Genomic DNA, 19,075 nt, shown 5'->3' with positions numbered 1-19,075 from the left:
ATGCATAGTTCGAGTGACTTCGATACATTTGGCGCATGAGACTCGAGGAACTGCGCTCGTTCGAGGCCGTCGCACGCCTGGGGCACTTCACCCGCGCCGCCGACGAGCTGTTCCTGACCCAGCCCTCGCTGTCACGGCAGATCCAGGCCCTCGAATCCGACCTCGGCGCCACGCTGTTCCAGCGCGACCGCACGGGCGTCGCGATCACCACGGCCGGCGACGCGCTGCTGCCGATCGCGCGGCGGATGCTGGCCGACGCCGACGCCGCCCGCCACGAGATGGACGAGATCGCCGGGCTGAGACGAGGCCGCATCCGCCTGGGCGCACCGCCGACACTCTGCGTCTCGGTCGTGGCCGAGGTGATCGCCGAGTTCCGGCGCGCGCATCCCGGCATCGACCTGCACATCACGGAGGCGGGATCCCGGGCCCTCGTGGAGGCGCTCGGAGAGGGCGCGCTCGATCTCGCCCTGACCATCACGCGACCGAACGTGCGCAGCGATGCCGCCGTCGAGCGCGTGCCGCTGTTCACCGAGGAACTGGTCGTCGCCTCCGCCGCCGATGCGACGGGGGTCCCCGCCCGCCTCACGGTCCGCGAGCTGGCGGCGCTGCCGCAGGTGGCCTTCAACCGCAGCTACGACCTGCGGGTCGCCACGGATGCCGCATTCGAGGCGGCCGGCCTGACGCCGATGATCGCCGTGGAGGGCGCCGAGATGGACGCCGTGCTGCGCTTCGTGGCCCGCGGGATCGGCGTGGCGGTGGTTCCCGCGACCGTGCTGCTGGGCAGGCCCGAGCTTCGCGGATCGCAGCTGCGCGCTCCGTCGCTGACGCGCACCGTCAATCTGTCACGTCGCACGGCCGTGCGCCCGAGCACGGCCGTCGCGGCGATCGAGCGGACGATCTTCACGGTCGTGGCGGGGCTCACGGATGATAGCAGCGCTCTGCACGACCGGATCGCACCGGTGCGCTGACGCCCGCGCTCCGCCTCGACTCAGCCGGCGTGCACGAGACGGACACCCGCCTCGGACAGCTGCCGAGGGATCGGGTGCTCGTCGGGCTGATCGGTGATGACCCCGGCGACCGCGGAGAGCGAGAGGACCGTGTACCGGGAGGCGGTCCCCAGCTTCTCGTCGCTGCCGAGCACGTACGTCTCTGCGGCCCGGGAGGCGAGATGGCGCTTCATGGCGGCCTCCTCGGCGTCTCCGGTGGTGAGCCCGGCGGTCGGGTGGATGCACGTCACGCCGAGGAAGAACAGGTCGGCGCTGATCCGGTTCGCCGCCTCGACGGCGGCCGCACCGCAGGCGACCGCCGAGTGCTTGAAGACCTGTCCGCCGATCAGATAGATGTCGGCCTGATGCTCGAGCAGTGCGGCGGCGACGGTCGGACTGTGCGTGATGATCGTGCAGGGGAATGTCTTCGGAAGCGCATGGACCATCGCGAGAGTCGTGGTTCCGCCGTCGAGGATGACCGTCGCCCCCGGCTCGATCAGCGCGACGGCGGCCGCAGCGATGCGCGCCTTGCTCTCGGGGGCGACCCGGGTGCGCGTGGCGTAGTCGACCACGGCGGGGGAGGCCGGCAGCGCGCCGCCGTAGACGCGCACCGCCAGGCCTGCGGCGTCGAGCTCGCGGAGATCTCGACGGATGCTGTCCTCGGACAGACCGAGTTCGGCGGCGATCTCCTTCGCCACGATGCGGCCGTCGGTGCGCAGCCGATCGAGCAGCAGATCCTTGCGTGCCGCAGCGAGCATCCGCAATCCTTCCTGTTTTTGCACGTTCTTGCTGTATCGTGCCTGTTATGAGCAAGCCTATGTTGATTCTGATCGCCGGCCCCTATGCCTCGGGGACGAACGGCGACCCTGCGCTGATGGCCCGGAACCTGAAGCGTCTCGAGGAGGCCGCCTGGCCGATCTTCCAGGCCGGGCACGTGCCGATGATCGGCGAGTGGGTCGCACTCCCGGTGCTGTCCAGCGCGGGCGCCACCGGCCCCGCAGATCCGCTGGCGACGGATGTGATGTATCCGACGGCGGAGCGGCTGCTGCAGCACTGCGACGCCGTTCTGCGCCTGCCGGGGGAGTCGCGCGGCGCCGACCAGGATGTCGCCATCGCGCAGGACCGCGGCATCCCGGTCTACTACACGCTCGACGAGATCCCGAACGCGCAGGCGACCGCCGCCTGACCGACGCCGGTCGCGCAGCGCGGCGCGCCTACACCCCGGCGCGCAGCCGCGCGGCCGCCTCGGTGCGCGAGGCGACACCGAGCTTGCGCAGGATGGCCGAGACGTGCACACTCACGGTCTTGATGCTGATGAACAGCTGATCGGCGATCTCGCGGTTGCTGCGCCCCTCGCTGATCAGGTCGAGCACCTGACGCTCGCGCTCGGTCAGCTCGGCCCCGTCGCCCCGCGAGTGGCCCTGGGCGAGACCGGATGCCGCGGTGAAGTCGGCCACATCCCTCGCAAGGCGAGCATGTCCGACGCGCTCCGCGATGGCTGATGCCGCGGCCAGAGCCTCGACAGCCTCGGCGCGGTCGCCCCGCTCGGCCAGGACGGCCTTCGCCAGTTCCAGCCGCACCAGCACAGCATGCAGCACGGGCGCATCCGTGTCGTCGGCGTGCGGGAGAGCCGCGCGCAACGCGTCTGCGGTCGGGTGGAGCAGGGCCCGCAGCACGGGATCCCAGTGCGGGTGCCGCAGACCGCCGGGCAGCGCGTCCCACGCGGCGACGAGACGGTCCGCGAGCGCGGCGGCGCGGGCGTGCTGCCCGGCGGCGCGCAGCGCCGCGACGGTCCATCCGCTCTCACCGAGCAGTCGCGCGAAGTGCGCGAACAGGTCGCCGGGTGCGTCGAGCAGCCCCTCGAGAAGCTCTGCCGCCGCGTCGTCGCGCCCCGCGTTCATCTCGATGTCGAGCGCGGTCTTCAGGCGCGCGTACCAGACTTGGGTCTCGACCTCGGCGGCCGCATCGACCCTGGCCCGCCACTCGTCCCGCAGCGAGACGGCTTCGTCGAGGCGACCGCGCCACGCGAGCGCCTTGATGCGCGACGCCGTCGTGTACACCCGGAAGATGCGGTGCGTGCGGACCGCCAGGTCGCCTGCGAGCAGTTCCTCGGCACGGTCGATCGCGCCCAGCTGCTGCAGCGGCTCGACGAGGTTCTGCGTGAGGATCGAACCGCTGGTGCGCTCCAGGCCCAGCGCACGCGCATGCGCGACGCCCTCCTCAGCGACCCGGATCGCCTCGTGGTTGCGCCCCAGCAGGCAGAGCGCGTCGGAGTAATTGACCCGGTACTTCAGCTTCGCGCTGTTGTCGGTGGCGTGCTCCCAGGAGCGCCGGAACCATGCGTACGCACTGTCGAGGTCACCGCGCTCCACCTGGCAGACCGCGATGGTGTTCGCCGCGATCGAGATGACCGAGTCGGATCCGATGCTCTCGCCGATCCGGATCGCATCGGAGGCCGCCGCCTCGGACTCATCGAAGCGCGCGCTGATCATCAACCGGCCCGCGAGAAGCACCAGCACCGAGGCCCGCAGCCGCTGGTCGTCGAAGTCGTCATCCATCAGCGCGAGCGACTTCTGGGCGTATTCGATCGCGCCCGACCGCCCGGCGTTCTGCAGATACTGCGCCTTGTCGCGCAGCAGCCGCACGCGCAGCCCCAGCTCGGTGTGCTCGTCGGCCTCGGCGAGAGCGAGATCGACGACGCTCAGCGCCCGCTCGGTGTCGCCGGCGTTCCGCAGGATCGACCCCAGCCGCATGAGCAGTGCGATCCGCGGCACGCCGACCAGCTCTGCAGCATCCGGCACCTGATCCCACAGCTCTAGCGCGAGTTCGCCGAACCGCGCCGCAGACGAGAACGCGTACGCGGTGCGCGCCTGGGTCATCGCCTGCACGGCGGCGGTGAGAGCGCGGCGCGGGTCATGTGCCTGGTGCCAGTGGAACGCGAGCTCGGACGCGCGGCTGCACTCGCCGGCCGGCCGCGCCTCGAGGGCCTCGGCGTAGGCGCGGTGCAGACGCCCCCGCTCCCCTGGTAGCAGGTCGTCGTGCACGGCCTCGCGCAGGAGCGCGTGCCGGAAGCCGTACGCGTCGTCGTCGCGCACGGCGAGGATCGACGCGACCATCGCCTCGCGCAGGGCCTCATCGAGGCGCTCGTCTGGCAGGCCGGCGAGGGTGGCGAGCAGGTCGTGCGACACCGATCCGTCAGAGGCGGATGCCAGTCGCACCACCTTCTTCGCGTCGTCGCCGAGCCCGTCGAATCGCGCAAGCAGCACCTCGCGCAGGGTGTCGGGGATCGGCCCGTCGGCGTTGCAGGAGAGTTCTTCCACGAAGAACGGCACGCCCTCCGATCGCTCCAGCATGCGGGCGAAGGCGGCGTCGTCGACTCCGCCGCGCAGCGCCTCGGCCAGGATGCGCACAGCTGCGGCATCGAGGCGCTCCAGGCCGATGCGGTCGAGCAGGCGGGCACGCTCGGCGCCGACCAGGAAGGTGCGCACGGCACCGCCCCTGCCGACCTCGTCGGTTCGGCAGGTGAGCACGAACATCACCCGCTCGCGCGCGAGCGCGCGCAGCAGGAACGACAGGATCGACAGCGTCGCCGGGTCGGCCCAGTGCAGGTCCTCGACGACCACGACCAGCGGATGCCGCCGAGCGGCGGCCTCGAACACGTCGGCGATCGCCTCACCCAGCCCTTCGGGCGCGATCGCCGAACGGTCGATGGGCCCCTCTCCGAGCTCGGGGAGCAGCAGCCGCAGCGCCGCCCGACCGGGCCCGGCCGCCTCGGCGGACGGGTCTTCCAGAGCCTCCAGCGCACCGCGGACGATCGCGGGGAGTGGACCGTACGGCACCGGCATGGAGCCGTAGTCGAGACACCAGCCGGTCAGCACTGTGGCGCGCTCGTCGAGCCGCTGGGCGAATTCCGCCAGCAGCCGGGTCTTGCCGATGCCCGCCTCGCCGCCGACGAGCACGGATGCCGGCTCGCCGCCGCCCGCACGGTCGAACGCCCGCTCGAGCAGCCCGAGCTCGATATCGCGGCCCACCATCGTGGCGGACGGGGAGACGAGGGGCATATCCCCATCGTGCCACCGCCCACCGACATCGGGCGCCGTCCTGGCGAGGCTCACAGCGGAACCGGCATCCGGTTCGTCATGCGGCTCATGCGGCTGCGGGGCAGTTCGCGCACGGGGTGACGTCGCGTGCGGCGGATGCCGCGCCGCGGACGGTGCGGCGAGCGCTGCGCGCCGCACGCGTCCGCCGGGTCGTGCCCTTCTCGGCCGGCTGAGCCTCGAGACGCTCCTGGATGGCGCGACGACGCTCGGCGGCACGGTTCAGCTGCTCGTTCTCGATCGCGAAGATCGTCTGGGTGAAGTACGGGTGCTCGAACATGGAAACTCCTCGTTGTTGTGCATCCCTACACTCCGCTCTGAGGCGGGAGGGCTGCATCGGGAGGAATCCCTATCTGTCCAGGCCGCACGACTTAGATCGCGATCGTCCCGGATTCAGCGGATCCACTTCCCCTGCACAGGGATTTCGCGGTAGAAGTGATCTTGTGCGCCTGATCGGTGCACACCGTTCGCGCCGTTGCGACACCCTTCGCGCGGCGCGCGAAGGGAGAAGCAATGTCAGAACAGTCCGCCCGCACACGAAGGCGTGTAGCGGCGACGACCTCAGCGTTCGCGCTCGCGGTCGCCGGAGTCAGCGCCTTCGGTGTGATTCCCGCCAGCGGAGCCTCGTCCGCCGATGCGGCCGCCCCGGCGGCACCGACCATCGGCGCCGACGAGTACTACATGAACTACGCCGCGCCGAACGCGGAGAGCGCCTTCGGGGCATCCGCCGACGCTCCCATCGCGAATGCGAAGGGCAGCACCAAGGGCTTCAGCGGGGCCAAGGCGCTCGAGCGCGCCAACGCATACGACCAGAAGTTCGCACAGGGCAACCCGAACGCGGCGCGTCAGCTCGCCAAGACCGAGGCGAAGGCGGTGAAGACCGGGAAGAGCCCGAAGAACCTGAAGCAGTCCAAGGGCACCCAGGAGGCGAAGCTCCTGACGATCCTCGTCGAGTTCGACGGCACCGAGGACTTCAGCGACCTGTACGTGCCGACCGAGTTCGGCGCCACGACGTGCAAGCCCGGCAGCCTGCAGGGCCCGACCCTGCACAACAACATCCCGAACCCGGCGGATGCCGCGCAGCTGGACAACAACACCATGTGGGTGCCGGACTTCTCGAGCGAGCTCTACAACAAGATGCTCTTCTCCGAAGAAGGCATCACCGAGCGCGTCCGCACCGACCTCACCGGCCCCGACGGCCAGCCCGGCTTCGACATCTCCGGCTACACCATGAAGAACATGTACGAGGAGATGTCGCGCGGCGCGTACACCCTCACCGGTGAGGCCACCGCCTGGATCAAGGTCCCGCACTCCGAGGGCTACTACGGAGCCACCGTCTGCCACCAGAACGAGGCCGGCGAGTGGGTGGCCGGTCCCATGCAGGACCAGCAGGGCCACCCCGACAACCCGCTCGGCCCCGGTCAGCTGCCGATCGACGCCGTCGCGGCGCTCGCAGCGCAGCAGCCGGACTTCCCGTGGTCCGAGTACGACATCGAGGACCAGGGCGACCGCGACGGTGACGGCAACGTGCTGGAGCCGGACGGCGTCATCGACCACGTCGTGCTCGTGCACGCCGGCGAGGACAAGTCCGGTGGTGGCGGCAAGGAGGGCACCTACGCGATCTGGGCGCACTCCTCCGCTGTTCCGGGTGGGGCGCCGATCCCCGGCACCGACCTGAAGCTGTCGAACTACATCGTGCAGCCGGAGAACTCGGGTGTCGGCGTGTTCGCACACGAATACGGACACGACCTCGGCCTCCCCGACCTGTACGACACCTCGAACGCCGGCAACTCCGACATCGACTTCTGGGACCTGATGAGCTCCGGCTCGCACTCCGGCCCGATCTTCCAGTCGATGCCGACCCACATGGGCCTCTGGGACAAGTGGGTGCTCGGCTGGGCCGACCCGCAGGTCATCAACCCCGGTGACGACGCCACGACCGTCAAGGTCGGCCAGACCTCGCGCCCCGCGAAGGGCACGAAGGACGGCATCAAGGTGAACCTGCCCGACAAGGAGATCACGCTCGCGACGCCGCACAGCGGCAGCGAGATGTGGTACTCCAACGCCGACCAGAGCTGGGCGGACAACCGCCTGACCCGCTCGATCGCCGACGTGCCCGCCGACGCCAAGTTCTGGATGTGGAACAACTACACGATCGAGGCGGACTGGGACTACGGCTTCGTCGAGGTCTCGACCGACGGCAGCAACTGGGCCGAGCAGAAGGTGTTCACCGAGGGCGGCGCGCTGGTCTCGACGAACGACGGCTACGCAGACCCGAACGGTCGCATGGCCGACTACGGCGGCAAGAAGTACGGCCTGACCGGCGACTCCGCCGGATGGCGGCACGACTACATCGACCTCTCGGCGTTCGCCGGGCAGGACATCCAGGTGCGCCTGCGCTACGCGACGGATGCCGCAGCTGAGGAGCGCGGCTGGTTCTCCGACGACTTCGCACTGACCTCGGGCGCCACCACCGCGTGGGCCGACGATGTCGAGGGCGGCGACAACGGCTGGACCCCGACCGTGGGCACGTTCACCGACACCTCGGGCACAGGCTGGGCACGCGACAGCGGCACCCAGATCAAGGCGCAGTACTACCTGGTGGAGTGGCGCAACCTCGACGGCTTCGACGAGGGCCTGAAGTACGGCTACACCACGGTGTACAGCGCCGAGGCGTGGAAGGTCGAGAAGGTTCCCTACAACGCGCCCGGCGCGCTGGTCTGGTACCGCGACACCACCTACGGCAACTCGAACCATGTCACCTCGAACCTGACGAGCCTGCCGAGCTACGGCGCCAAGGGCGGCCTGCTGCTGGTGGACAGCCACTTCGACCCGCTGCGCCGCACCGGGGCTGAGGCGGCTCTCGACCCGTCGCTGCAGAAGAACATCTCCAGCCGCGCGCAGTCGTCGAACGCCGCGTTCGGCCTGCAGCCGACGTACCCGTTCAAGGACTGCCTCGTCGACGCGTCGTACAACGAGGCGTGCACCGAGTTCGGCCCGCTGCCGGCGGTGAACAGCTTCACCGACGACAAGGGCTGGGTCGCCGGCATCGAGCTGCGTGACGGCAACCTGTACAACCGCCTGCGCGACGCCTCGGTGGTCGTGCCCTCGGTCGACAACGCGCCATACACCACGCGCGTGACCAACCCGGACGGCACCCCGGCGACGGGCCTGTACGGTCTCGACCTCGGGTTCACCGTGCTCGGCACCGGCAACCCGGCCGACTCCGGCGTGGGCTACGGCACCGTCATCACCGTCAAGAAGGCGCTGCAGGGCAACACGGCGGCGCTCATCTCGGTGACCCCGCCGCAGGGCTGATCCTCTTCTGAGGCAGGACGCCGGTCCCCGACACGAGTCGGGGACCGGCGTTCTCGTCTGTCACTGCATCCACTGCACCAGCTGCCAGACCAGTCCGTTGGGGTCGGCGAATTGGCAGTAGCGCTCGCCCCATGGCTCGGTCTCCGGCGGAGTGATCACCCGTGCCCCTGCCGCCTCGATCCGGGCGAACTGCTCGTCGAGGTCGTCGACGACGAACACGAGCAGCAGGCCCTGGCCGGCGGCACCGGCGATCTCGGCCGGTTTGAAGGTGCCGAGTCCGGTGGCGAGGAAGATGAGGTTGGTCGCCACATCCGGATGCTGCAGCGACACGAATCCCTCGGCGGCCATGGCCTCCTGGTATCCGAAGTGGGTCTTGGCGAAGTCGGCCGACGCGGCGACGTCGGCGACGTTGAGCGAGATGGCGGTCTGTGTGATGTTCATGGTGTCTCCCGTCATAACTCTGTACAACGTACATTATTATTGGGCTTATTCCCGAGGAGGTTCCGCGATGCCGAGGCCGTTGATCGATCTGCTCTGGCGCGATGCGCCGGATGCGCCGTCCGGCGGGAGTCGCGGGCCGCGGCCGAAGCACTCCGTCGGCGACGTCGTCGACCGCGCGATCGTGCTGGCCGACGACCTCGGCCTGGCGGGCCTCACGGTGCGCGCGCTGGCCGACTCGCTCGGCATGACGACGATGTCGGTGTACACGCACGTGGGCAGCCGTGACGACCTGCTCGTGCTGATGGCCGACCGCGCGCACGCGCATATGACGGTCACCCCGTTCAGCGCCGCGCGCTGGCGCGCCAGGGTGCGCACGGTCGCCGACGACAACCTGGCGCTGATCCGCCGGCATCCGTGGCTGCTCGACGTCCATGACTCTCGCACCGCGCTCGGACCCGGCACGATCGCGAAATACGACCGCGAGCTGCACGCCTTCGACGGCGCCGACGCCGACGACATCGCACGGGATGCCGCACTGTCGTTCATGCTCGACTTCGTGCGCGCCGCCGCTGCACGCATCGTGCGGATGCCGGATGACGCGGCGTTCGGCGAGGCGTGGGAGCAGTCCGCCGGGAGCCTCACCCGCTACCTCGGCGACGACTTCCCGCTCGCCCGCCGCGTCGGCGCCGCCGCCGGAGAGGCGATGGGTGCGCCTTACGACGCGCAGCGCGCCTGGGAGTTCGGGCTGGACAGGGTGATCGCCGGTCTGGCCGACCTCGACGCCTGAACCGCGTGGCTCACTGCAGCCGCGGGTCGTAGGTCGGGTCGGGGTACGCCTCGGGGCATCCCTCCCGCGGGGCGGACTCCCGATACTCGAAGTGCCACTGCTCATTGGCGTAGGTCTGGCACAGCCCGAACTCCGCCCCGTTCTGCCCCAGCCAGATCGCGGCCTCCAGATCTCCGATGTCCACGGCCTCACCGTGCACGTGCGAGGACTTGTCGGCGGGTGCCACCCACTTGGCGGCCGCCTCCCGCGATCCGTAGGTCGAGATCGCCTCGACCAGCAGCTGCTCCTGGCGCTCCGGAGTGCGCCATCCGCTGTTCACGACCATCTCGATGCCGTCCCGCCGCGCGGCCGTGGCCGCCTCGCGCAGCGCCCCGAGCAGGCCGGCGTCGAGCTTCGTCACCGTCGGGTTGCCGTCGTCGAACGGCGAAGCCGGGCCGTCGACGATCTCCGGTTCGGCGGAGGTCGCCACCGCAGGAGGCGCCGGGTCCCCACCCGGCATCCCGGCATCCGGTGCCGCCCCGGAGACCTGCACGATGACGCCGGTCGCGACCACGACGATGCCCAGCAGTGCGAGACCGAGGGCTGCGGCGAGGGCGAACGAGGCACGGGGGCGCTGCGCGAGAGTACTCATGCCCTCCACGCTCGCGAATCGGGTGTTGCCAGGGCGTATGCGCGGACGCATACGTTTTCGAAAGCTGCCCGCTCGTAGACTGCGAGCGTGCGGGTGCTGATCCTGGAGGACGAAGCGCTTCTCGCCGAGGCCATCCGAGACGGCCTGCGGCTGGAGGCGATGGCTGCCGACATCGCGCCCGACGGGAACGCCGCGCTCGAGCTGCTCTCGTACAACACCTACGACGTCGCCGTGCTCGATCGGGATGTTCCCGGGCCGACCGGCGACGAGGTCGCGCAGTCGATCGTGGCATCCGGTTCGGGCATGCCGATCCTCATGCTCACCGCGGCCGACCGGCTCGACGACAAGCAGACCGGGTTCGAGCTGGGCGCAGACGACTACCTCACCAAGCCGTTCGCCCTGCGTGAGCTGGTGCTGCGACTGCGCGCGCTCGCCCGCCGTTCCGCGCACGCCGCACCGCCGGTGCGCGAGCTGGCCGGGCTGCGCATCGATCCGTTCCGTCGGGAGGTCTTCCGCGACGGCCGCTACGTGCCGCTGACCCGCAAGCAGTTCGCGGTGCTCGAGGTGCTCGTCGCCGCGGACGGCGGTGTGGTCAGCGCCGAGGAACTGCTCGAGCGCGCCTGGGACGAGAACGCCGACCCGTTCACCAACGCGGTGCGAATCACGATGTCGGGGCTGCGCAAGCGGCTCGGCGAGCCGTGGGTGATCGTGACCGTGCCCGGCGTCGGATACCGGATCGACGATGCCCCATAGCCGCGGGATGTCGGTGCGGGCGCGGCTCGCGCTGAGCTACGCCGCCGTCATCGTGCTGACCGGTGCGGCGCTGCTGACCGTGGTCTGGCTCTTCCTGCTGCGGTACGTGCCCGACGGATCCGGGTGGATGCAGGGATCCGACGGGCGCCCGCGCGTCGTGCCGACCCAGGGCGATCTGGTGCGCGCGTTCACGCCGCCGACGGTCGCGATGTTCGTTCTGCTGGTCGTGTGCGGGCTGGTCGGCGGCTGGCTCCTGGCAGGACGGATGCTGCGCCCGCTGGAGCGACTGCACGACGCGGCGGGGCTCGCGGCGGAGGGTTCCCTGTCGCATCGCGTCTCGCTGCCAGGGCGCGGCGACGAGTTCACCGACCTCGCGGACGCCTTCGACCGGATGCTGGCGGAGCTGGAGCGGCACGTCGGCGAGCAGCAGCGTTTCGCGGCGAACGCCTCGCATGAGCTCCGAACGCCGCTGGCGATCACGCGGACGATGCTGGAGGTCGCGGACGCCGACCCCTCGATCGATCGTGCGGAGCTGATCGATCGGCTGGCTGCGGTGAACACCCGAGCGATCGGACTGACCGAGTCGCTGCTGGTGCTCTCCCGTGCCGAGCGCGGCGTGCGCGAGAGCGAGCCGGTGGACCTCGCCCTGCTGGCCGAGGATGCCGTGGAGACCCTCGCGCCCTTGGCGGCGACCCGTGGCGTGCATTTCGACACCGAGCTGTCGTCGGCGGAGACGGCAGGGTCGCCGGCGCTGCTGCAGCAGCTCGCGACGAACCTGGTGCACAACGCGATCGTGCACAACCGGCCGTCCGGTGGCGGGGTCGCGGTGCGCACATCCACGTCTGCGGGGGTGGCCGAGCTGGTGGTCGGCAACGACGGCGCACGGCTCTCGGATCAGGATGTCGAGCATCTGACCGAGCCGTTCCACCGCGGCGCCCGCACGACCGAGCACGGCGACGGCGTGGGCCTCGGGCTGGCGATCGTGGCATCCATCGTCCGCGCGCACGCCGGCGAGCTGTCACTGGCCCCGCTCGCCGACGGCGGCCTCGTCGTGACAGTGCGCCTGCCCGCCTGACGGTGCGCCTCTGATGCTCCCTCCTCCTCGCTCCGGTCCCAACGGATGCGGGTCCGCCCGGCGAAACACCCGCAACGAGTGAGACCGGAGCCCTTTGGCGAGGCGCCGACGTAGGCTGGCGGCATGACGGATGCGACGGTCGACAGCGTGCGAGCGGAGCTCGCCGCCCTCGAAGACCCGAAGATGCGCGCGGTCAACGAGCGGCACGGCGACGATCACGGTGTGAACCTCACGAAGCTGCGCGCGGTCGCGAAGGCCGCGGGCACCTCGCCGCAGCTGTCGCGCGAGCTCTGGGCGACTGGCGACACGGCGGCCCGCCTGGTCGCGCTGCTGATCGTGAAGCCGAAGGAGTTCTCGGCCGACGACCTCGACCGCATGATGCGCGAGGCGAACGGTCCGAAGGTGTCGGATTGGCTCGTCAACTACATCGTGAAGAAGTCCCCTCTGGCCGAGGAGATGCGGCTGCGCTGGTTCGACGACGCCGATCCGGATGTGGCGGCATCCGCCTGGTCGCTGACCTCTGCGCGCGTGATGAAGAATCCTGACGGCCTGGACCTCGACGCCCTGCTCGACCAGATCGAGCGGGAGATGAAGGATGCTCCCGAGCGCCTGCAGTGGGCGATGAACGAGACCCTCGCCAACATCGGCATCTACGACCGCTCGCGGCGCGAACGCGCCGTCGAGATCGGGGACCGCCTGCAGGTGCTCGCCGACTACCCCACTGCGCCCGGCTGCACGAGCCCGTTCGCCCCGAGCTGGATCGCCGAGATCGTCCGCCGCCGCGAGGGCTGAGCCTCTCCGTCAGAGCACGCGCAGCGGGGAGCGCACCTCGGACGGGCGCGACACATCGGGTGCGAGGATCGCGAGCAGGCGCACGAGCGTCGACATCCACAGCAGTGCGAGGCCGACGACGATCGCCTCGAGCGCGGTGATGGTGAACAGCCGCACCGCGAACGACAGCACGACGACCAGGATCACCACGGCGACGACGGCGACGGTGGTGGCGCGCAGCGTGCGCGAGCATTCCGGCGGCAGCACCACGGCCGTCACCACGGCAGCGACCACGAACAGCACCAGCGCGGCGGTCGCGGCGACGAAGTGCGCGGCCGGCACCTGTGTGATCGGGAGCAGGCCCACCGCGGCGAGCGCCGCGCCCGACAGCACCCAGGCGATCACGACGAGGGCGATGCGCCGCAGCGCTCCGTCGCCGAGCAGGCGGTGCAGGTCGCGGCCGACGTACGAGCCGACCGTGGCGATCAGGAGCCCTGCGACCACGAGCGTGCCGTTGAAGGCCCAGGCGCCCTCCCCTCCGCCGAGCTGCGAGAAGTTGTGCTCCCACCAGCGCGGGTCGACGGCCGTGATCATCGCGAACATCGTGCCGATGATGAGGAACCCGAACAGCAGCGCCGCGAGATCGACGGTGCGCAGATCGACTCCGGCGGCGAACGCCAGTCGTCCGCCCACCGCGGAGGCGACGCCGGTGAAGATGCCACCGGCGAGCGGCGCGAGCGAGATCCCCTGCAGTCCGTTCGCGAAGACCTCGGCGGCGAGCAGCGTGCCGAGCGCGGTCACCCCGCCGAACGCGATCGTCACGGCGACGGAGGACACGTCCGACACGACGGTCTGCCAGCGCGGCATCCCAGAGGTCTCACCACGGCGGTGCATCAGGGTGCTGACGGCGAAGGCTGCAGCGGCGATCGCGCCGGCGACGAGCGCGGCCGGCATCATGATCGAGCCGGGGCCGGCGAGCGGTCGCGGCGGGCCGAGGAGCAGCAACGTGCCGAGCGCGGCACCGAGGACGAAGGATGCGGCCGTGACCCACAGCCCGCGGTCCTGCTCGCGCAGCGCCCGCTCCTTCTCGGCCCAGTCCCGCACCCGCCCGTTCATGCCCCCATCGAACCATCCGCCGCCGACGTTCGCGGCCGCGCCGCTCCGCTCCCGTGCGCACTCGCCGTGTCAGTGCCGGAACAGCCGCAGGCCGGTCTGCACATGCGAGATGCCGTGCTCGGCGGCGGCCGCGGCGACCTCATCCGTCCGCGTCGATCCGCCGGGCTCGACGATCGTCGAGACGCCGAACTCCGCAGCGTGATCGACGTTGTCACGGAACGGCAGGAACCCGTCCGACACCAGGGTCACGCCCGTGATGTCCGCGCACCAGGCGTCGCGCCATCCGGCATCCGCGTACCGATCGGATGCCTCGGCGCCGAACAGCTCCGCGAACTCCGCGCGCTGCGCCCGGGTCATCTCTTCGCCGGCGAAGCGGATCTGCCAGTTCAGCCGGTCCTGCCTGCGCATGCCGGCGACCTCGGGCAGTTCACGCACGAACGCGTGCCGACGCAGCCACCACACCCGCGCCTTCGCCCCCGCGAGCCGCACGCAGTCGACACGGTTCTGCTGCCCCGCGCCGATGCCGACCGCAGCTCCATCGCGCACGAGCACGACCGAGTTCGACTGCGTGTATCGCGCGGCGACCATGCCGAGCAGCGCGTCGCGACGGCCGGCCTCGTCGAGCAGACCGTCCGGCAGCGCGGCCGCGACGTCGGCGGCATCCCGGTCCTGCTCGAGCACGGCGCCGAGCAGGTCGCGGCGCTCTCGGCGCGGCGGCTCCGCGGCATCCGCCTCGAAGACGAGGAACCGGCCGGCGCGCTTCTCGCTGAGCACCTCGACGGCGCCGTCCTCGTACCCGGGCGCGATCACGGCGTCGCAGATCACGCTGCGCAGGAACTCGGCTGTCGCCACATCGACCGGGCGCGACAGTGCGACCACGTCGCCGAACGACGATTTCGGGTCGGCGTCGCGGGCGCGCACGTAGGCCGAGATCAGGCCGCCCTCGTCTGAGATCCGCCAGGTCTCGGATGCCACGTCGTCGATCGTTCCGGCGACCGCGGCGCCGGCCGGCGAGACGTGCTTGAAGGATGCCGCCGCGGGCAGCCCCGTCGCGGCATCGGCCTCACGCACCAGCGCGGACGCGTTCAGCGCATCCAGGTAGTTGATCATCGACGGCTCGCCGTTCAGGACCCTCGGTCCCCCGGTGACCTCGGCGGCCTGGTGCGGATTCATCCCGTAGCGCATGTGTGCTCCCATCGTTCCGATGGGCACCCAGGCGGTCGATGCCGTACTCCACGCTCCCCGCCGGTCACCCGGCCTCGCCAGTCGCTGGTCCAGGCTACAGCGCGGATGCCTGGCGGGATGAGTACTCCGCACATCGCCGCCGCCCCGGGCGAGATCGCCTCCGTCGTCCTGTTCCCCGGGGACCCGCTGCGAGCGAAGTGGATCGCCGAGACCTTCCTCGACGGCGCCGAGATGGAGACCAGCGCGCTGTACACGCTGGCCGCCTACCGCGAGCGTCGCGCACTGAGCATCTGCACGGTCTCGGATCACCTGGTCACACACGAGCAGACCACTGCGCAGGAGCGCGAGCAGACCTTCGGCGACATGGTCGAGATCGCGCTGCGCGCCGCGACGGCCTGATCCGCGGGAGTTCTCGGCAGTATGGATGCGGCCGATCCTGCGCCCGGCCGGCGGCATCCGCAGCACACTCGCGTGGTCGGAAATGCAGCCGGCAGCACCCGGGCGCCTGCGAAATCGACCGCGCGGTCGAAAACGCATCTGGCATCCGCGGGCAACCGAACACCCGCGTGGTCGAAAGCGCAGCCGACAGCACCCGGGCGCCTGCGTTTTCGACCGCGCGGTCGAAAACGCATCTGGCATCCGCTGACAACCGAACACCCGCGCGGTCGAAAACACACCGGATGCCGCGGCGCTACGCGCCGATGAACTCCTCGGATGCGCCGAAGTCGGGCTGCTCGCGGATCTCGACCGTCGCGCCGAGCCGGTCGGTGTCGAGCACGACGATCTCGTTGCGGCCCTCGCGCCACAGCGGTCCGGGCGCGTAGAGCGTGACCTGCGGGCCGCGCTCCCAGTACTTGCCGAGCAGGAAGCCGTTCAGCCAGACCATGCCCTTGGCGCCGCCGGGGAAGGCGAGCCAGGCATCGGCCGGCTCTGTGACATCGAAGGTCGCGAGGGCGAGACCGTCGGTGCGTCCTTCGTCTCCTCGCTGCGCTCCTCGCTCAGGAGCCGGGGCGGTAGAGGGCGCCGTCTGCGGCACGATCCGGTGCTCCCACCCATGCGCGTACCGACGGCCGATGAGCACGCCGCCGAGGATGCCCTTGTGCTGCCCGGTGTACGCGCCGTAATTGATGCGTCCGAGGCTCTCGACCACGATGGTCAGAGTCCCGGAGCCGCCCTCGGCCGGAAGCGCCAGCTCCTGTGCGCCGTCGTGCTCGATCGTGCCGAGCCGCTCGCCGTCGAGGAACACGGTCGCCCGGTCGCGCAGCTCCAGGATGCGCAGGGTCGACGAAGCCGGGAAGCTCACCTCGGACGAGTAGGCGACGATCCCGTCCTCGGCGCCGAGCTCCTCGAAGCTCAGCGGCTGCGCCGCCGTCGCCACCACCGGCTGAGCGCGCACCACGTCGAGCAGCGAGGTCATCGGCGTCAGCCCAGCGGATGCCGCGGACTGCCGCTTCGGGGCATCCGGAACCGGCGGCAGCGGCGAGGAGTGGAACGGGGCGAACGCCGCACGCAGCGCGTGGAACTTGTCGTTCACCGTGCCGTCCTCGCCGATCGGCGCATCCGAGTCGTAGGACGTGATCGTGGGCTGGATCACCCCGTCATGGTTCGCGCCGGCCCACAGCCCGAAGTTCGTGCCGCCGTGCGCCATGTAGATGCTGACCGACCCGGCCTCGTCGAGCAGTTCCTGCACGGTGGAGATCATGCTGTCGGCCGAGCGCACGTGGTGCTGCTCGCCCCAGTGGTCGAACCAACCGCCCCAGAGTTCGCTGCACATCAGGTGATGGTCACAGCGAAGCAGCGCCACCGCGTCCTGCACGCCGGTGCCGAAGGTGAAGGTGCCCATCGCACCGTCGACGCTGCCGTTCCGCACCATGTCGGGCAGGGTGCCGTCTGCGGTGGTGAGCATCTCGACCATGCCCCGCGAGCGCAGGCCGTCGCGCAGGTGCGTCAGGTATGCGGCATCCGATCCGAAGGAGCCGTACTCGTTCTCGACCTGGATCAGCCGGATCGGGCCGCCGTGCACGGCCTGCAGCGGCTCGAGCTGCGGGATCAGCGCGTCGTACCAGGCGTCCACGGCAGCGAGGAAGGAGGGATCAGAGGTCCGCAGTGCGCGCACCCGGCCGGACAGCCAGAACGGGATGCCGCCGTTCGACCACTCGGCGCAGATGTACGGGCTGGGGCGCACGAAGACGTCCAGCCCCACCTCGCCGGCGATGCGGATGAACCGGGCGACGTCGCGCCAGCCCTCGAAGTCGTACTCGCCCTCGACGCGCTCGTGGAAGTTCCAGGCGATGTAGGTGTCGACGGTGTTCGCGCCCATCGCCGCGAGGCGGCGCAGCCGGTCCTCCCACTGGTCGGGGTGGATGCGGAAGTAGTGCACAGCCCCGGACAGGATGCGGTGCGGCTGTGCGTCGCGGAGGATCTGGCCGTCGCGCCAGGTGAGCGAGGGTGCGGAACTGGTCAAGACGTCTCCTGAATCCCGATGATGTTTGCGTTCACATTCTCGCACACGATGTCCCGGTGATCCGCGGTCTGACGCGGGCGGAACGCTACCATTGCTCCATGTCGCCCCGTCGCCCGAGCGCAGACCGCGCCCCGAACCAGCTCGATGTCGCGCGTGCCGCGGGCGTCAGTGCGCAGACCGTCTCGCGCGTGCTCTCCGGCAATCAGAACGTGCGCCCCGAGACCGCCCGGCGCGTGCACGCCGCCGTCGAGTCGCTGGGGTACCGCATCCATGCCGCCGCCGCGTCTCTGGCATCGGGACGCACCCGCATCCTCGGGATGATCCTGGTCTCGACCGACCGCTACTCCTCCGCCGCGCTGGCCGCCGGCGTCGAGCAGGCCGCGGCGGCGAACGGCTACACCGTCACGATGGCTGCGGTCCCCGACCATGCCTCGACCGAAGCGTTCGTGCAGGCGTTCGACCGTCTGGAGCGGCAGGGGGCCGAGGGCATCGTGCTCGGCCTGCCGGTCGAGCTGGACTCCCCGGCGATGCGGATGCGCACCGAGCGCACGCCGTCGACGCGCACCGAGCGTGCGTCGCTCGACATGGACGCGCCGCTCATCGTCGACCAGCACGCGATCGCCCGGCTGGCCGTCGAGCACCTGCTCGATCTCGGGCACCGCACCGTCTGGCACGTCCCTGCCGACGACTACTGGATCGAGTCCCGCCAGCGCCGCGAGACCTGGGAGCAGGTGCTCACCGAGCGCGGCATCACGCCGCCGCCGGTCATCCCCGGCGATTGGACTCCCGAGTCCGGGTACCGCGCCGGCCGCACGATCGCCGCGATCCCGGATGCCACGGCGGTGTTCGTCTCGAGCGACGAGATGGCGTTCGGGCTGATCCGCGCCCTGCACGAGGCCGGGCGCCGGGTGCCCGAGGACGTCTCGGTGGTCAGCGTCGACGACATCGCGCTGGCCGCGTTCGCCTCGCCGGCGCTGACGACCGTGCGTCAGCCGTTCGAGGGCATGGGCCGCGCCGCCGCGCAGCGCCTGATCGCGCACATCGAGGGCCGCGACGACACGAGTGCCCTCGACCTGCATCCGGAGCTCGTCATCCGCTCGTCCACGGCGGCGCCGCGCGCGTAGCCCGCGCCGCCGCGGGATCCTCCTCCTCGCGCGAGATCCACGCGAGATCCACGCGAGATCCACGCGAAACCCGCATCCCCGCACGAGACCCATGTTCTGACCGCGGGTCTCGCCCAGAACTCGAGGTCTCACTGGCCGCCGCCGCGCTGCCCGCCTAGCCGCCGGCGAAACCCGCGATCCTGCACGAGACCCTCACTCCCACGCGAGTTCCACGCGAAACCCGCATCCCCGCACGAGACCCATGCTCCAGGCGCGGGTCTCGCGCAGAACTCGGGGTCTCGCGCATCCCCGGCTCCGGCATAAGGGGGCGGATGCCGCACCTGCGGC

Annotated in this window: 17 protein-coding genes; 9 read left to right on the top strand and 8 right to left on the bottom strand. The window is 70.7% G+C overall.

Features of this window, described 5'->3' with window-relative positions; translation table 11 throughout:
* Nucleotides 1-35 precede the first annotated feature (35 nt).
* Nucleotides 36-968 carry a LysR family transcriptional regulator gene (locus tag DY023_RS08760; RefSeq protein ID WP_116241960.1) on the top strand — a complete coding sequence of 311 codons (933 nt, stop codon included), beginning with the start codon at nucleotides 36-38 and terminating at the stop codon, nucleotides 966-968.
* A gap of 20 nt (nucleotides 969-988) precedes the next feature.
* Here the strand turns inward: DY023_RS08760 and DY023_RS08755 are convergent, their stop codons facing one another.
* A complete protein-coding gene (locus DY023_RS08755) occupies nucleotides 989-1,744 on the bottom strand; it encodes a DeoR/GlpR family DNA-binding transcription regulator (RefSeq protein WP_116241959.1) in 756 nt (251 codons plus the stop codon).
* Between the two features lie 47 nt (nucleotides 1,745-1,791).
* Here DY023_RS08755 and DY023_RS08750 point away from each other — a divergent pair, with 47 nt between their 5' ends.
* Nucleotides 1,792-2,172 carry a DUF4406 domain-containing protein gene (locus DY023_RS08750; RefSeq protein ID WP_245958638.1) on the top strand — a complete coding sequence of 127 codons (381 nt, stop codon included), beginning with the start codon at nucleotides 1,792-1,794 and terminating at the stop codon, nucleotides 2,170-2,172.
* Nucleotides 2,173-2,200: 28 nt separating this feature from the next.
* Here the strand turns inward: DY023_RS08750 and DY023_RS18375 are convergent, their stop codons facing one another.
* Both DY023_RS18375 and DY023_RS08740 read right to left on the bottom strand, forming a co-directional pair.
* The gene (locus DY023_RS18375; protein WP_116241958.1) at nucleotides 2,201-5,047 is read right to left on the bottom strand and encodes a helix-turn-helix transcriptional regulator; all 2,847 of its coding nucleotides are present in this window, start codon (nucleotides 5,045-5,047) and stop codon (nucleotides 2,201-2,203) included.
* Nucleotides 5,048-5,132: 85 nt separating this feature from the next.
* A complete protein-coding gene (locus DY023_RS08740) occupies nucleotides 5,133-5,363 on the bottom strand; it encodes a hypothetical protein (protein ID WP_116241957.1) in 231 nt (76 codons plus the stop codon).
* Between the two features lie 233 nt (nucleotides 5,364-5,596).
* Between DY023_RS08740 and DY023_RS08735 the strand changes: the two genes are divergently transcribed.
* Nucleotides 5,597-8,401, top strand: a complete 2,805-nt coding sequence (locus DY023_RS08735) for an immune inhibitor A domain-containing protein (protein ID WP_116241956.1) — start codon at nucleotides 5,597-5,599, stop codon at nucleotides 8,399-8,401.
* Between the two features lie 60 nt (nucleotides 8,402-8,461).
* Here the strand turns inward: DY023_RS08735 and DY023_RS08730 are convergent, their stop codons facing one another.
* Entirely contained in the window at nucleotides 8,462-8,842 is a 381-nt protein-coding gene (locus tag DY023_RS08730; RefSeq protein ID WP_116242012.1) for a VOC family protein, read from the bottom strand.
* Nucleotides 8,843-8,909: 67 nt separating this feature from the next.
* On the opposite strand from DY023_RS08730, the gene DY023_RS08725 reads away from it, so the two are divergent.
* Nucleotides 8,910-9,629, top strand: coding sequence for a TetR/AcrR family transcriptional regulator (locus DY023_RS08725; RefSeq protein WP_116241955.1), 720 nt, complete (start codon nucleotides 8,910-8,912; stop codon nucleotides 9,627-9,629).
* Nucleotides 9,630-9,639: 10 nt separating this feature from the next.
* Here DY023_RS08725 and DY023_RS08720 read toward each other — a convergent pair whose 3' ends face one another.
* The gene (locus DY023_RS08720) at nucleotides 9,640-10,260 is read right to left on the bottom strand and encodes a M15 family metallopeptidase (RefSeq protein WP_220347266.1); all 621 of its coding nucleotides are present in this window, start codon (nucleotides 10,258-10,260) and stop codon (nucleotides 9,640-9,642) included.
* An 87-nt stretch (nucleotides 10,261-10,347) separates the two neighbouring features.
* Here DY023_RS08720 and DY023_RS08715 point away from each other — a divergent pair, with 87 nt between their 5' ends.
* The 3 genes from DY023_RS08715 (at nucleotide 10,348) to DY023_RS08705 (ending at nucleotide 12,880) form a co-directional block, all read left to right on the top strand.
* Nucleotides 10,348-11,013, top strand: a complete 666-nt coding sequence (locus DY023_RS08715) for a response regulator transcription factor (RefSeq protein WP_116241954.1) — start codon at nucleotides 10,348-10,350, stop codon at nucleotides 11,011-11,013.
* On the top strand, nucleotides 11,003-12,088 hold the full coding sequence (locus DY023_RS08710) for a sensor histidine kinase (protein WP_245958637.1): 1,086 nt from the start codon (nucleotides 11,003-11,005) through the stop codon (nucleotides 12,086-12,088). Before DY023_RS08715 ends, DY023_RS08710 begins: the two co-directional genes overlap by 11 nt.
* 123 nt (nucleotides 12,089-12,211) lie before the next feature.
* Nucleotides 12,212-12,880 carry a DNA alkylation repair protein gene (locus tag DY023_RS08705; protein WP_116241952.1) on the top strand — a complete coding sequence of 223 codons (669 nt, stop codon included), beginning with the start codon at nucleotides 12,212-12,214 and terminating at the stop codon, nucleotides 12,878-12,880.
* Between the two features lie 9 nt (nucleotides 12,881-12,889).
* Here the strand turns inward: DY023_RS08705 and DY023_RS08700 are convergent, their stop codons facing one another.
* Nucleotides 12,890-13,975: a DUF998 domain-containing protein gene (locus DY023_RS08700; RefSeq protein ID WP_116241951.1), complete on the bottom strand. Its 1,086-nt coding sequence runs from the start codon at nucleotides 13,973-13,975 to the stop codon at nucleotides 12,890-12,892.
* A gap of 69 nt (nucleotides 13,976-14,044) precedes the next feature.
* Complete coding sequence (locus DY023_RS08695) at nucleotides 14,045-15,160, bottom strand: hypothetical protein (protein ID WP_220347265.1); 1,116 nt, start codon at nucleotides 15,158-15,160, stop codon at nucleotides 14,045-14,047.
* A 117-nt stretch (nucleotides 15,161-15,277) separates the two neighbouring features.
* On the opposite strand from DY023_RS08695, the gene DY023_RS08690 reads away from it, so the two are divergent.
* Nucleotides 15,278-15,559, top strand: coding sequence for a phosphorylase family protein (locus tag DY023_RS08690; RefSeq protein WP_116241949.1), 282 nt, complete (start codon nucleotides 15,278-15,280; stop codon nucleotides 15,557-15,559).
* A 292-nt stretch (nucleotides 15,560-15,851) separates the two neighbouring features.
* On the opposite strand, the gene DY023_RS08685 is transcribed toward DY023_RS08690, so the two are convergent.
* Entirely contained in the window at nucleotides 15,852-17,624 is a 1,773-nt protein-coding gene (locus tag DY023_RS08685; protein WP_116241948.1) for a glycoside hydrolase family 35 protein, read from the bottom strand.
* 98 nt (nucleotides 17,625-17,722) lie between these two features.
* Here DY023_RS08685 and DY023_RS08680 point away from each other — a divergent pair, with 98 nt between their 5' ends.
* Entirely contained in the window at nucleotides 17,723-18,748 is a 1,026-nt protein-coding gene (locus DY023_RS08680; RefSeq protein ID WP_116241947.1) for a LacI family DNA-binding transcriptional regulator, read from the top strand.
* Nucleotides 18,749-19,075 lie beyond the last annotated feature (327 nt).

Origin of the sequence: Microbacterium bovistercoris (genome assembly GCF_003387575.1) — a bacterium.
GTDB classification, from domain to species: Bacteria; Actinomycetota; Actinomycetes; order Actinomycetales; family Microbacteriaceae; genus Microbacterium; species Microbacterium bovistercoris.
Note: the sequence above shows the minus strand (reverse complement) of the source record. Positions and strands in the feature narration are given on the sequence as shown.